The sequence below is a fragment of the Lysinibacillus sp. NPDC093210 genome (genome assembly GCF_044753985.1).
Lineage (GTDB): Bacteria > Bacillota > Bacilli > Bacillales_A > Planococcaceae > Lysinibacillus.
Genome location: NZ_JBIVOE010000012.1, coordinates 53897 through 68840, shown reverse-complemented (window position 1 = coordinate 68840; position 14944 = coordinate 53897). Strand labels below are relative to the sequence as shown.

Annotated in this window: 10 protein-coding genes and 1 tRNA gene; 9 read left to right on the top strand and 2 right to left on the bottom strand. The window is 35.6% G+C overall.

All coding sequences use genetic code 11. From position 1 onward, the window contains the following. The first annotated feature begins 9 nt into the window (after positions 1-9). From ACIP9C_RS21115 to ACIP9C_RS21085, 7 genes are all read left to right on the top strand, one after another. Positions 10-1659: a M20/M25/M40 family metallo-hydrolase gene (locus ACIP9C_RS21115; protein WP_401014220.1), complete on the top strand. Its 1650-nt coding sequence runs from the start codon at positions 10-12 to the stop codon at positions 1657-1659. 415 nt (positions 1660-2074) lie between these two features. Continuing rightward, positions 2075-2719 (top strand): sigma-70 family RNA polymerase sigma factor, encoded by a 645-nt coding sequence (locus tag ACIP9C_RS21110; RefSeq protein WP_401014217.1) that lies wholly within the window; start codon positions 2075-2077, stop codon positions 2717-2719. Next, positions 2700-2861, top strand: coding sequence for a YvrJ family protein (locus ACIP9C_RS21105; RefSeq protein ID WP_401014214.1), 162 nt, complete (start codon positions 2700-2702; stop codon positions 2859-2861). Before ACIP9C_RS21110 ends, ACIP9C_RS21105 begins: the two co-directional genes overlap by 20 nt. Positions 2862-2867: 6 nt before the next feature. Next, complete coding sequence (locus ACIP9C_RS21100) at positions 2868-3104, top strand: helix-turn-helix domain-containing protein (RefSeq protein WP_401014211.1); 237 nt, start codon at positions 2868-2870, stop codon at positions 3102-3104. 101 nt (positions 3105-3205) lie between these two features. Next, positions 3206-3276 (top strand) — tRNA-Cys (locus ACIP9C_RS21095). A 268-nt stretch (positions 3277-3544) separates the two neighbouring features. Continuing rightward, positions 3545-4489: a C40 family peptidase gene (locus ACIP9C_RS21090; protein ID WP_401014208.1), complete on the top strand. Its 945-nt coding sequence runs from the start codon at positions 3545-3547 to the stop codon at positions 4487-4489. A 243-nt stretch (positions 4490-4732) separates the two neighbouring features. After that, positions 4733-6628: an N-acetylmuramoyl-L-alanine amidase gene (locus tag ACIP9C_RS21085; RefSeq protein WP_401014205.1), complete on the top strand. Its 1896-nt coding sequence runs from the start codon at positions 4733-4735 to the stop codon at positions 6626-6628. Between the two features lie 98 nt (positions 6629-6726). On the opposite strand, the gene ACIP9C_RS21080 is transcribed toward ACIP9C_RS21085, so the two are convergent. After that, positions 6727-8652, bottom strand: a complete 1926-nt coding sequence (locus ACIP9C_RS21080; RefSeq protein WP_401014202.1) for an S-layer homology domain-containing protein — start codon at positions 8650-8652, stop codon at positions 6727-6729. 275 nt (positions 8653-8927) lie between these two features. On the opposite strand from ACIP9C_RS21080, the gene ACIP9C_RS21075 reads away from it, so the two are divergent. Then, the gene (locus ACIP9C_RS21075) at positions 8928-10208 is read left to right on the top strand and encodes an oligosaccharide repeat unit polymerase (protein ID WP_401014199.1); all 1281 of its coding nucleotides are present in this window, start codon (positions 8928-8930) and stop codon (positions 10206-10208) included. Between the two features lie 246 nt (positions 10209-10454). Here the strand turns inward: ACIP9C_RS21075 and ACIP9C_RS21070 are convergent, their stop codons facing one another. Next, positions 10455-12350, bottom strand: a complete 1896-nt coding sequence (locus tag ACIP9C_RS21070) for an S-layer homology domain-containing protein (RefSeq protein ID WP_401014196.1) — start codon at positions 12348-12350, stop codon at positions 10455-10457. 234 nt (positions 12351-12584) lie between these two features. Between ACIP9C_RS21070 and ACIP9C_RS21065 the strand changes: the two genes are divergently transcribed. Beyond that, entirely contained in the window at positions 12585-14849 is a 2265-nt protein-coding gene (locus ACIP9C_RS21065; protein ID WP_401014193.1) for an S-layer homology domain-containing protein, read from the top strand. Positions 14850-14944 lie beyond the last annotated feature (95 nt).

Genomic DNA, 14944 nt, shown 5'->3' with positions numbered 1-14944 from the left:
TTGTTATGAATGTTAAAAACGTATGATGAAGTATTAAAAGTGACGAATAATCTTGTAAATATTGAAAGTATAGTAAATACCGAAGGCGAAATCGATATTTCAAAATCACTCGCTAAAACAATTGCTAACCTACCTTACTTTCAAAAAAATCCAGACTATGTGTTTACTTCACAAACGGTAGATGATGAGATTGAGCGATATAACGTATTTGCTTTTGTAAGAGGGACAAAAGAAAGTAGCACTAAAACAGTTGTTTTAATGGGCCATACCGATACAGTAGGAATAGATGATTATAATAGCTTAAAAGAGAAAGCTTGTTTTCCTAGTAATCTTCAAGAAGCATTAAAAAACGAAAAGGTTCCTCCGTTAGTTAAGAAGCATTTAGAATCAAATGAATGGTTATTTGGCAGAGGAACATTAGATATGAAAAGCGGTGTGGCAAGCAATTACTATCTATTAAAGTATTATTCAGAGCATCCGGAAGAATTAAAAGGGAATATTGTGTTTTTTGCTGAGTGTGATGAGGAAGATAGCTCACATGGGGTATTGTCAGGTTTAAATGATTTAAAAAAACTTAGAGAAGAGTATGGTTTTGAATACGAAGCGTTAATAAATTCTGATTTTGTAGCTCCTCGGTATGAAGGCGATGAAAATAGATATATTTATAAAGGGAGTGTCGGAAAGCTACTTCCTTCATTTTATATAACTGGAGCTGAAAGTCATGTGGGGTCTAGCTTTGAAGGACTCGATCCTAACTATATCGCAGCAGAGTTAACTAGACAAATTGCATATAATCCTGAGCTATGCGACAAATCATTAGGCGAAACGCCTATGCCACCAGTCACGTTGAAGCAAACAGATTTTAAAGATACGTATACTGTTCAAACAGCACTTGCTTCATATGTATATTATAATTTCTTTGTGCAATCATGGTCTCCTAAAGATGTGCTTGAAAAACTAAAAGTGCAGGCTGAAATTGCATTTGATAATGTCGTAAAAAATTTAAATAATCATTATAAGAGATATTGTGAAATTAGCGAGCAGGAATATACAAAATTGCCATGGGAAACTAGGGTGTTATTTTACGAAGAGCTAGAACAATCCATTATTTCACAACATGGCGAACGTTACAAAGAACATATGAAGAAATTTAAAGAAAACCTATTAAATAATAAAGAACTAGATGTCCGTATGTTTTCGGCGAGAGTTGTAGAAGAAACTTGGAAATGGGCAAAGGATAAGAGCCCTGCTATTATTATTTTTTATTCCTCACTTTATTCACCACGCGTAGAGGTGACTGGAAAAAATCAAAAAGAAAAAAATCTATTAATGGCTTTAGATCATGCTATCGAAAAAGTTCAACCACATTATAATAAGCCAATAGTACAAAGAAATTTTTTTCCTTATATTTGTGACATGAGCTGTGTAGCGATAAATGACGATGAAGATAGCATTCAATCCGTTATTAACAATAACCCAAGTTGGGGAACAAAACATTTTGTCGATTATGATGCTATTAGGGATTTAAATATTCCAGCAATTAACATTGGACCATATGGTTATGATGCACATAACAGATATGAAAGAACTGAATTAAAATATACAATGGAAATTATGCCTAATTTAACGAAACTAGTAATAGATAAGCTACTCGATTAATGACTACAGTGATTACCGTTGATATTGCGTTTAGAAGAGCCTTCAGACTATAGACAAACTCGAACAATTTCAAGTTTGTCTATAGTTTTTTATCGTATGTGCGATTCCGTAAAGTAAATTGTTTGAAAATTGTTTGGGTGCCTGGCACTAAAAAATTTTTTGAAAAGGGTTGTGATTTTGAAGATTAATTATTCTATATATCATAAGAATAGGGGGTGTTGTGTAAATAATATATCAATGATAAGAGTAAAACGTTAAAATAATTATTAGATGGGGAAACTAGGTTAAGTACAAATAGTTTATTTTTGAAAAAAGAAAGAATGTACACTCTTTTTTTTTACTCAAAATAAGAACATATGCTCTATTTTTTATTAGAAAGTGAATGTATGCTTCTTACAAAGGAGTGCTTTAGAATTTGGAAAATAAATGGGACGAAGAAAGAATAAAAAAATTTGAAGATGAAAATCGACAGCTATTAAAAAATGATTTGGTAATTTCCTTTTTTAAAATACCAACTAACAAAGAAAAGTACATGGAAACAATATCAAACCCTAGTCCTGAAAATAGGAAAGAATTAGATAAATTATTTAAACATTTCTATTTCAAAATTCGCTTTATTTCTCATATTTCTTCAACTCTAAAGTTTAATTCAATTAATTTCGACAAAAAATTGAGACTTTTACAATCCAGATTTTCTCTTACCTTAGATGCAACCATTAACTCTAATGAAGGACAAGAAACATTTCTCGATTTAGTAGCTGACGAACAAGCCGAAGACTATTTTAGTGACATTATTTTAAATGATAATTTAGATGAATATGTAATAAGCCCAATATTGTATGATGCATTAAATTCGTTGACTAAAAAGCAAAAGGAGATAATTAGTCTAGCTTATGCAGAAGGTTTAAGCGATACGGAAATTGGACGAAGGTTAAATAAAACACAGCAAACTGTCTCTAAAACCCATAAGAAAGCTTTGGAAAAAATGCTGATTTACATTGAAAGGCAAAAGAATAATGGGGAAAAAAGGGGGATTTCTGATGATAACAGAACCATCTGATTGGATTATGATAATCGGAAATTTTGGATTTCCGATTGCAATGACAGTTTATCTATTTATTAGGTTTGAAAAGAAATTAGAAAATCTTGAACTAAGTATTAATAAGTTATCGGAACTTATTAAAAATTCAAGAAGGGACTGAAGGTTGATGTCACAAGAATTAATTACCTTAGTGAAAAAATCGAAACATGATGATAAAGCATTATTAACTGTAATAAATTATTTTGAGCCTTTATTGAAACAGTGTCTTTATCAAACTCATCCACATTTTAGAGAGGATTTACGTCAGGATTTGCTTATTAAACTCATCAATACTATAAGAAAATATGATGTGAATTCCGTCCCAGGATTCTGGGATTTGAAGAAACGATATAATGGCCAATAAAATTAGGCGTATTACCATTAGTACTAAAGCGGTCAAATAGTTAAAAATTTTGATCGTTTTAGTTCTAAACAGTTGTTTCCATCTTTAATAAATAAAATCGTGGTGGCATAGCCAAGTGGAAAGGCAAAGGTTTGCAAAGTCTTAATCCTCGGTTCAAATCCGAGTGCCCCCTAAAATTGTGTAAAAATTGTTTGAGTGCCTGGCACTTTAAAGCACACTCTATTGTAACAAAGCGTGGCTAATATTACAGGAATGTTACAAAAAGCCGGAATACCCATTAATTAATACCCATATTTTAGCGTTGGTAAACCACAAAACGTTGGTATATCAGCTTTTTTTTTACTTTCAAAACCGTTACACAATTGAAAAATTAAAATACCATCATTTGTGATAGTCTATGTATAGGCAAAAAAGTTCCTTGAGAGGGGTATAACAAACTTATGAAGAAAAAATGGTTATTACCGATTTTTGCATCTTTTATGTTATTTTCAACAATTCAAATAGATAACGCTGAAGCGGCAACTGCAAATGAAGTTACTGAAACAGCGACGAAATATTTAGGTATTCCTTATGCTTATGGTGGTACAACTACTAGCGGATTAGATTGCTCTGGTTTTACTTCTAAAGTCTTCAATGATTTAGGTATTAAATTAAACCGTACATCAGGCTCACAATATCAGCAAGGTACAGCGGTTGCAAAGAGTGATCTAAAAATTGGCGATTTACTTTTCTTTAACACGAGTGGTAGTGGTATCTCACATGTAGCGATATACATAGGTGACGGTAAAATGATTCACTCTCAAACTGGTAAAGGTGTTAGCTATTCGAATGTAAACGATCCATATTATTGGAGCTCTCGTTACGTTGGTGCAAAACGCGTAGCGGATTTTGACGCTGAACAACAAGCTGAAGTGACAAAAGTAGCGACTGCTGAAGTTAAGGACGCTGCAATTGACTTTTCAGTATATGCTTCACGTGCAGAAGTTGCTGTACAAATCGCAAAAGCTTTAAACTTAGATACATCTGATAAAAATACATCATTTGCAGACGTAAAACCTACTTATGCACATGCTGGTGCAATTTCGGCTGTAGCGAAGTTAGGTATTTTTACAGGTGATGATCACGGCAAATTTAATCCCTCTTCTCCAATGACTCGTGCACAAATTGCAAAAGTTTTAGTAGTTGCTTTTGGTCTTGAGCATAAAGGTGATGTGGTGACATTTGCAGATGTTCCTGAAAATTATTGGGCAACAGAATACATTTCAATTTTAGCATCAAACGGTATTACAGCAGGTAAAGATAACGGTAATTTCGGTTATGATGAAATGTTAAAAATTTCTCAACTTGAAACATTTATCGAGCGTGCTAAGCAAGTGAATAAGTAATCAATTTCTACTTCGCTTCGGACAAGGGCTACGTTTGAAGTGAAGCAATGCATGGAAGTTCTTTTAAATAACGTATAAATGGAGGAGAGTTTGCACTTGCAGGCTCTCTTCTTTTTATGAATCCATATGAAATGGGGTGATATAAAAAAATGTCGAATAGTTACAATCTATGATAGTTTTATATGTGAATTTTTGTTAAAATGGACACAATAACACGAGAACATGAAGGGAGGAAATAAGACATTGTACTTTAAAAAAATCAGTCTTATATTATGCGTCTTATTCATTTCAGCTTCTATGTTTACGATACATAGTGCAAATGCAAGTGGTGGTTTTGAAGATGTTACCCCAAAGCATGAAGCTTATGAAGAGATCAATTATTTAATTAGTTTAGGTGTTATAAAAGGGTATACGGAAAATGGTAAAACGTATTATAAGCCTTATAATAGCGTAACGCGCGGACAAGTTGCGAAAATGGCTGTTGTTGCTTCTGGTAACAAACCATTAGTTGTCAATAAATCAAACTTTTCAGATGTAACGGTTGGTACCGAGCTTTCAGGTTACGTTGAACGTGCCATACAGTTAGGCTACTTTAAAACAAATACAACTGGACAGTTTTTACCGAACAAGCCTTTAACTCGTGATGAAATGAGTTATGTATTAACAAAGGCATTTAAGCTTGATGCAAGTGAATACGAAAATATGGATTCTCCTTTTGTTGATGTGGGTATTACACATCCTTACGTTCAATATGTAAATACGATTTACTATAATGGTATTACAAAAGGAAGCGGTCAAAATTATAATCCAAATAGCCAAGTGACACGTGCACAGTTTGCATTATTTGTTGCTCGTGCCAAAAGTGAAAAATATCGTTTAGAGCTACCTGTAAAAGGAGTTACTGTTCCAGATACTTCACAGGTTATTGGTTTAATTCAAGTGACAACAGATGGCTTGAATATTCGTAAATCGAAAGACTCGGCATCTAGTTCGAACATTGTAGGTACTGTCGATAAAGGTGGAAAACTATCAGTCTATGCAGTTGAAGGTGACTGGTTAAAAGTAACATATAAAGGTGCATTTGCTTATATTTATAAAACGTACGCACAGTTTTTAGATGCGGACGGTAATGCACTAGGAAAAATTCAAAAAGAAGTTAAAACGACACAAGGTATCAACCTCTATGTGAAGGCTACTTCATCGTCTAAAGCAATTTCAACAATCAATAGTAATGTCAAACTGCCTGTCTACAAAACAGTTAATGGCTACTATTTAACAGTAGTAAATGGCTTGCCAGGATATATTGTGGCAAACAGCACAGAGGATGTGGAAGTAGAACAACCTTCAAAACCAGATCCAACTCCACCGCCAGTTGCAGGAGACTTATTAGGTCGTGCTACTGTAGGTAGTCTAAATGTGCGCAAAGAAGCGAACTCAACTTCTACAGTATTAGGTAAATTAAGTAAAGGCGACTATGTGCATGTTAACAGCATTAGTGGCTATTGGGCTCAAATTACTTTTGATGGACAAACAGGCTATGTGCATAAATCTTACTTAAAACTATTAAACCAAAATGGTAATGCACTGAAAAATCGTATTATCATTCTTGACCCTGGTCATGGTGGTAAAGACCCTGGAGCTGTTGTAGGTTCCAATTCAGAAAAGGCTATTACTTTAAAAGTTAGCACACTTGTAAAACAGAAACTTGAAGCTGCTGGAGCGAAAGTGTTAATGACACGTACAGGTGACACATATCCTTCGTTGCAAGACCGTGTTGACTTTACTGATGCAAACTATGGCGAAATCTTTGTTAGTATACATGTCAACTCAGCAACTAGCACCTCTGCACAAGGTACTGAAACATATTATGCTGTGACAACTGGAGATATGTATCAAGAAGATATAGATTTAGCTACTTTTGTAAATAACCAAATTGTTAATAACTTAAACATGAAAAATCGCGGTGTTAAAGAGCAACAATATTATGTTATTCGCAACACATTAATTCCAGCGATTCTAGTAGAGCTAGGTTTCCTTACAAATAGTGAAGACCGTGGCAAAATGACAGATGATCAATATATCGAATTATTTGCTGAAGCTATTTATAAAGGGATTTCTCAATACTACGCTAAACAATAAAAATAAAGAGCTACATCGTTCATATTAAGAACGACGTAGCTCTTTTTTATTGGATAAAAAGTGAGATGCCAGACAATCTATTAGCGCTATCCCAAATGTTATTTAGCGTTCGCATGAAGTGTGCGATTAACAAATTGGGCAAAGTTTTGACGAGTTACCGTGTTGTTTGGTTTAAATGTTTGATCTGCATAGCCTGTAGTAATATCTAGTGCATAGAGAGCTTGTATATCTTTAAAATAGATATGAGATGCAGGGACATCGATGAATGTATTTTTAGTATAGCCTTGTAGCTTAAAGCCCTTTACAAGGGCATGTGCCATTGCAGCACGCGTCATCGGTTGATGTGCGTTAATTTTGCCATCTTCTAAAGAAATTATTCCATAGCGAACGCCTGTAGCTAGGACCGCATTGCCATAATCGCCAACTTTCATATCAATAGCGTTCAAGGTAGCTGAGCTTGAAGGGGTAATACCAAGTGCACGTAATACCATTTCAGTAGCTTGTATTCGAGTAAGTGTGCCTTGAGGGCTGAATTTACCATTACTCCCTTTCACAATACCTAATGCATGTAAGTTTTTAATATCATCATAAGCACCGTTTGATGCTAATACATCTTGAAAAAATGGGGCAAACTCAATAGAAGCCTTGTTGGAACCTTTTGTACGTGTGAGCGTTTTAATTTCTGCAATAGTTGCAAATTTTTCGTCAACATTTTTACGATCATCGCGACCTTCTATGAAGGAAGTTCGTATCGTATATGTTCCAGCGGCTAAATTTCCAGGCATGAAAATTTGATATTTTTCCGAGTGGGTACTAATATCTTTGCGGTCAGCATTAGTTGTTGTCGCATCGGCAGCAAGACCTGGTAGATAACGATCATGCCCTTTACCGACGACGTGATCGTTAGCATCGAGAATCTCTACTTTTAACGTACCACGAGCTGGCACATTGCCATTATTCTTTACTGTTACTGTGGAGTAGAAGACGAATTTACCAGACGGCGCTACATAACTTTGCACACTGTCAGAGTATAGCGAAAGATTATAGCGACGTGGCACATCACCATCATGATTTTCGGCAACCCAATGTAAAGCGTGCTTCATAAATACTTGAGCGTCTAAGTCGCCTTGTGTTGTAGAGTAAGCAACACCGTTTTCGTTATCTTGCCAATCTGCTTTGGCATTAATAGTAATGTAATCATAAATTTTGAATCCGATTTGTACGACTCTACCTTTGCCGTATTGAATGGCATGTGCTGCTCCAAATTCATTTTTCTTCATTGTTTGTGGCTTGTCAGTATAATCGTAATTCGAGAAATATAATAGCGGTGAGGCGGAGCCACCTTGCCATGGTTTAATAATCTCAACCCACTCTTGATCAGATTTTGTTAGACTTAATTTGCTTTTGCCGAGCTCCTTAGTAGCGTTTTGGATAATTGGGTGTACTGAATTACTATTGCTAATTGTTGCGTTACCCAACACTATATCGTCGATAAAGCGTGAGTTGAAAACTTCTGATAGGTTATCCCACTCCATGACCCAGGAGTCGACATCATAGATTAATGGGGAGAGATCCATTTGACCAGCCTTCGGGAATTTTGCGGATTCGTTACGAGCTGTTTGGAACGCAAAAATAGCACCGCCACCGTTGCGTACGTACATTTTGACATTTTCGCGTTGTAGATGATTCATCATTACCGTATAAGGAAAGACGATTGCATCATATTGGCTTAAACTTTCTAAGCTATTTAAGTCCTTTTCGTAAATTTTCTCTACATTGAAGCCCTGCTGCTGATATAAAAGGAAAGCTTTTAGCTCCTTGTTGTATGTAGAGCTATAATCGACCTTTGGAGATACTTTTTGTCCCTCATGTGTACCACCAGGGTGTGTGGAGTTGGCATATTTCTCACTACTTTCAGAGAAAACGATGCCGATTCTTTGAGTTGTTGCTTGGGCTTGTGTCGGTAATAGGAATACAACAAGCGTACAAGCACAGACAGTAATTAGTGAAATGAATATCTTCAATAAATTCACATCCTTGTTTTGTATTTTTTTCAAAAATAGTATTACTCAATTTCATCATACACCCAAATAATTACTGAATCGTAGAGATTTAGGTGAAAATGAAATTTTTGAGCTTTTTTATGTAAAATCCATAGAATACTTTCTATAAGTCTATCCGTATTTATGATATAATAACCTTTGTTTTTGTAGGGAAAACTAAAGAATGTAATAGTAAACAACAACTATTGATTCATGATAGAGGAGGGCAATAACATCTAATTAGATGTATTACATGTATGAATAAACTGAAGCAAGTTCTCACAAAGGTCAATAAGATTGATACGTTTTCACCGTATTTCTTTTTACCTTTTATATTAGTACTATATTTCTTTACAAGTCTATTCGATTTCCATCGATTTGAATTATTTAACGTTCGTGTATCAATTTTGCCAGCGGTACTAGTAGCACTTATTTGCTATTATATCGGTGTTTATATTATTGATAAATTACAATGGACAATCCCATCATTCGGGTTATCGTTCTTAGGAAAATATGTTATTCACTTTGTTGTGTTATTAACAATAATCGGTTTAGCTTCTTATTTAATGATGATTTTTGGTGGAGGTCTAGGAATTTCTGATGAATCCAATCGTCGTAATCTCGATCCAAAACTAAACTTCTTTAGCCAATTATTATGGTACGGAATTTTACTGTTATTATCTTACAAAATGATTTTAGAAAAGCATATGACATGGAAGAAAGCATTAGTATACGGCACGATTTTTGCTGTTGTTATGTTCTTGTTCCTATTAATGGGCTATCGTACACCATTAATTATTATGCTATTTACTGGAATTATTATTTTCCACTATGTTGTGAAACGTGTGAAATTAACTTGGTTCCTGACGGCATTATTTGTAATCGGTGTTGCATTCTCGATGTTTGGTTTCTTACGAGTAGTGACAGAAGATACAACTAAAGAATTCAATAATCGCGATCAACCAGATGTTGAATTGACAGAAACAGAAAAAGAAAAACTGTTAACAGTCGAACAAAAAGTAAATTTAACTCCTAAATGGATGCGTTCAATAAATGGTGAAAGTGTTACAGGTCATATCGTTTTAAGTAAAATTATCGAATACACGCAAGAAGAGGGCTACTTAAAAGGCGAAATTCATAAAGGTATCTTTAATACGGTTCTTCCTGGTGAGCAAATTTCACCTCGTATGAAGGTGACGGAAGTTGTAAACTCATTGAGCGTGGAAGAAGGTAAATATATTACACGTCCAACAAGAACAACAACGCCTACCTTTATCGGACAATTATTCTTAGATGGTGGCTATGCACTTGTAGCGATTGGTTTCTTACTATATGGTGTATTAATTTCATTAATCTATAATAAAGTAAAACAAGGTGGCATCCGTAGCTTCCACTCAGTAGCATACGCATTTGTCATTACATTGTTTACAGTGTCAATGCACACAGGCTTACTTGATTTAATCTTTATTTTAATGTTAGGTTTTGTAGTAATTGCATCAGCAATTATAAAGACAGAGCAAAGAAAACTTCGATACTAACAGTAAAGGGCTGTCCTCAATAGGGCAGCTCTTTTATATCGTGGAAAAAAGGTCATAAATCGCGGAATCCCTGCGCTATATCGCGGAAAAAAGGTCATAAATCGTGGAATCCCTGCGCCATAACGCGGAAAAAAGGTCTTAAATCGCGGAATTCCTAATACATTCCGCGCGAAACCCTGGCTGCACAGTGATGTGTTGCAGGAAACAAAGCACCCTCCAATACTTTTATTGGAGGGTGCTTTTTCTTTATTTCACCGTATCGATAAACTGAATATAGTCTTTACTAATGTAAGCTGAACCTGGGTGGAGCTTATCCGATAGTACTTCATACCAGCCATTAATGTTTGTATTGATAACAATGACAGGCATACCACTTCTAGCATATGTGAAGAGAGGGCTATTGCTAGTAGAAGTGTCTATACGTACATTTAAACCAGATGTTGTTGTTAAGCCGATTTTATAAGGATTTTTTGCATCCTTAAAACCTAACGCTTTTTCGGCACGATAGTAGTGTCCAGCGATTTTAGCTCCCCAGTACGGGTCAGATGCATATTTTACGTTAAAGCCAAGTGCTTTCGAACCAACTACTGCACCGTTTGCATAGTTTTTCCCAGGGGCACCACCTGGTGTAATATAGTTTGGTTGTAGGAACTTATCAACAAGTTCGTTAATATTAGCAGCTACACTATCGAATTTTTTATTAAGTGGATTAGTGTCATAGACATATAAACCAAATAGGTTGTTTAAGTTTTGAGCATGATCACTCATACCATAAGCACTTTCATGCTGAGCAAGTGCCAAAATTAACATTGCGTTAATATGTGAGTTTGCCTCAACTTCTTTTAACGTTTGTCCTAAGCCGATAAGCTTACTTTTCGTAGTGGCATCTTTATAAAGTGTAATACCAGTACTTTCCATCTCCGCAAGCTTATTCATAATATAAGCATCAATTTCTTCGGCTGTATATTGTGTTGTTGCACGAGCAGGTAAAAATTGATAATAGTTATAAGCTTCGCCCTTAGAAGAGCTATTACCATTTGTGAAGTAAATACCATTCCAGCTATAGTATTTTTCACCCTGCTTCATGAAGGCAGGTGCTTTTCCGTAAACATAGCTTGAAGAATATTTATTTGTTGTGTAATCGTACAGTGTATGTTTAATTTCGCCATTTTCGTTTGAATAGTAAGAACGTCCCTTGCTTAGTGAAAAGGGAATTAACGTTACATCTGCTTGTTTTAAATAGCCAACTTGACCAGCTAATCGAACCTTCACTTGAGCTGCATCACTGCTGATATATTCCATTTCTGTATTACCAGCAACAGCGATTTGATCTTTAATCGTTTCAGAATAAAGTGCAACATAATTATTCGTAACAACATAGCCAGAAGTCATTTTTACAATTTTATCTTTTTGGACGATAACTTGCGTATTTTTTGTTAATGCTTTATCAGCAGCTTCAAAGCTTGTGAAGCCTTGATTGCCGACTAGTGTACCATTTGAAATTTCTTTAATCGCATAAGTAGAGAAGTCAGCACCAGCATCACCTGCAAGCAGCATTAAACGCTGAATAAACGTTGCAGCTTGTCCAATTGTTGCATTTTTTTCAGGCATAAAGTAACCATCAGAACCGATAATGATTCCTAAATGTGCACCGATTGCTACGGCAGAGCGGTATTCTTTAATAATGGATGCATTATCCTTAAATGTAATGGATGAAGTACCCTTAGGAATCTTTAAATAATCAATAGCTCTCTCCAGCATAATAGCCATATGCTGTCTTGAAATGGCGGCGTCAGGTTTAAATGAACCGTCTGTGTATCCTGTTATAATTCCAGCTGTAGCAGCCAATTGAATTTCCTTTGCATACACATATGTATCTGGAACATCTGTAAATGCCATACCGTTATTTGTTTCAAGATTCATTACCTTTGCTAAATAAGAAGCAAATTCTCCACGTGTGACATTGTCATTTGGTCGATAACTGCCATTAGCATCTGCTACTAAAGCGTTTTTCGAAATTAAGTAGCGCAGACCATTTTCATGTGCATGCCCTGAAAGTGCATCAGCAGATGCCAATTGGGGTTGCCCAAATAGCAAGCTCACTACTGCCAGAAGCAATGCAATGATTGATAGTTTTTTCATTTTTTTCCCTCCTAAACTTTAACATCATTTTACCAAAGTTAGAGAGTCGCGATAAGGTCAAATATATGTATTCTCTTAAAATGCGTCAATATAAATAGGTTTTTTACCATTTATATGTAACTGGAAAATAGCTTAAATGTTCCATAGCTATTTTGGCATATTTTTGATAATCTTATAGAAGTAAAACAAAGAAGGGAAGGTGAGGGCTCTACATTACTTGAGGAGCGCGAAAAAATGAAAAAAATAGCAAAAATTTTACTGATTTTAGTTGTAATGATGTCGATAGTTGTTAGTCCGCTAAATGCCTATGCATTTCAAACAGTAAAGAAGGATTATCCACTTTCAAAAGGTGTACAGTATAAACAATATACATACAGTAATACCTATACAAACTCTATTAATCATTTATCGATTAATGTTGGAGATCCGACGACAGAAGTACAATTAGGGATGCCCGCAGCAGTCAATGGAAAAGAATCGACAGTAGCAAATGCGAATCGTCTTTCTCGTGAGGGAAATCGAGTAGTTGGTGCTATTAATGCAAGTTTTTTTAATATGTCAGAAGGCTATCCATTATTTTTACTAGCTAAAAATAATGTTATTTTGAACGGTGGAACTGTTTCCAGTGGTTCCGACCAATATATGAATGTTCCGACGGCATTTGGAATGACATCTGATGGTCGCGGTGTTATTGATTATTTTGATTTTGACGTGACACTATCCCATAACGGAACGAATTATGAAATGTCAGGCTTAAATCGTGTACGTAATATATATGAAGCTATTATTTACACACCACAGTTTTATAGTAAAACAACAGATACAAATGAATACGGCTTTGAAATAGTGGTAGACACTGGTTCACCGATTACAGAAAACACATTTGGACAAACATTAACTGGTAAAGTAACACAAATTAAGCCTTATGGATCGAAAGAAAAATTAACGATACCATCTACTGGCTTTGTTGTATCTTTACAGGGCGGTGAATGGCACAATAAGTTAAGCCAAGTAGCTGTTGGCGATGAAATGAGTGTTAATTTTTCAATTGATCAACTTTGGCAAAATGCACAATTTATATTAGCGAGCGGTCCTTATTTAGTAAAGGATGGTAAACCTTATATTATGATGAGCACTTCAAGCTCACGTGCAAAAGAAGTTGCACCACGTACAGTAGTCGCTACAAGTAATAATGGACAAACAGTGCATTTAATTACTGTAGACGGGCGTCAAAACCATAGTAAGGGCATGAATATGGTGCAGCTTGCAAATTATTTAGTAGCACTTGGTGTCGATAGAGCCATTAACTTAGATGGCGGTGGCTCAACAACAATGGCTATTCGAAACTATGGCAGTAATAATGTTGTATTAGCGAATTTACCATCCAACTCAGGTAATACGCAGCGTCTAGTATCTGCCACACTACAAGCAGTAAGTACGGCACCAACTGGCAAGGCAACACATATTAAATTTACGAATAGTACAAACTATGCAACGCTTCTAGTAGGCGCTTCATCAAATGTAGCTGTTCAATACGTTTTAGATGAAAACTATACGACACTACCACTAGATGGTCATTTATCGTTAGCATCTCAAAACCAAACTTTACAGATTAATGGCTTGAACTATACAGCAACGCAAGCTGGGGATGACCGAATCTACATCGGCTATGACGGTGCTGCTGTGCAATCATATCAAGTTAAGGTAGTAGATGCCCCTACAACAATGGCTGTTGCACCAAGCTCTAAAACGGTAGGTGCAGGTGAATCTGTTAGCTTTACAATTGATGCAAAAGACGACGCAGGTAAGCCTATTGTTTATAATCCATCTCAAGTGAAATGGTCTGTAGAAGGTAATATAGGTACAATTACAAGTGCTGGTAAGTTTACAGCGCAAAATCCAGGAACGACTGGTAAGGTAATCGCTACTTTAGGAACGAAGAGTGTAGATGCTACCGTTTCTGTAGCGAAACCAGCGCTGTTTAAGGACATTCCAAATAATTATGTCTACTATAAAGAGATTGAGTATTTAACAACTCACAATATTATTACAGGTCAGGCTGATGGTACATTTAGACCAAATGACAAGCTAACACGTGCACATGCAGCAGTCATTATTAGCCGAGCATTAGATTTAAATACAAAAAATGTGAAAAATCCAAGCTTCAAAGATATTCAGGCAAATCACATATACTATAAGGAAATTGCAGCTGTTGTAGAAGCTGGTATTATGAGTGGCCGTGAAAACAATACTTTTGACCCGAATGCAACATTGACACGAGCGCAGATGGCGAAAATTGTGGCAATTGCATATGAATTAAAAGGGACAAGTGGTATTGCATTTAAAGATGTTCCAAAAGATCATTGGGCTTACACTTATGTACAACAATTAGCAGCTAACAACATCACGACTGGCTACGACGGAAACATTTATAAACCGAACGAAGCAATCAGTCGAGCACACTTTGGTCTGTTCCTTTACAGAGCGATTAATAAGTAAAAGATTAGTCAAGTCTCGGCATAATAGCGTCACATTTTTTCGAGTCTGCTCGAAAAGCACCTCTTAAAACTGTGACATCCGCCTGGGCTTTTAAC

Bases quoted from the DNA above. Each gene is read 5' to 3' on its own strand.
- ACIP9C_RS21115 (WP_401014220.1), top strand. From the start codon at position 10: ATGTTAAAAACGTATGATGAAGTATTAAAAGTGACGAATAATCTTGTA.
- ACIP9C_RS21075 (WP_401014199.1), top strand. From the start codon at position 8,928: ATGAATAAACTGAAGCAAGTTCTCACAAAGGTCAATAAGATTGATACG.
- ACIP9C_RS21090 (WP_401014208.1), top strand. From the start codon at position 3,545: ATGAAGAAAAAATGGTTATTACCGATTTTTGCATCTTTTATGTTATTT.
- ACIP9C_RS21100 (WP_401014211.1), top strand. From the start codon at position 2,868: ATGTCACAAGAATTAATTACCTTAGTGAAAAAATCGAAACATGATGAT.
- ACIP9C_RS21065 (WP_401014193.1), top strand. From the start codon at position 12,585: ATGAAAAAAATAGCAAAAATTTTACTGATTTTAGTTGTAATGATGTCG.
- ACIP9C_RS21105 (WP_401014214.1), top strand. From the start codon at position 2,700: ATGATAACAGAACCATCTGATTGGATTATGATAATCGGAAATTTTGGA.
- ACIP9C_RS21070 (WP_401014196.1), bottom strand. From the start codon at position 12,350: ATGAAAAAACTATCAATCATTGCATTGCTTCTGGCAGTAGTGAGCTTG.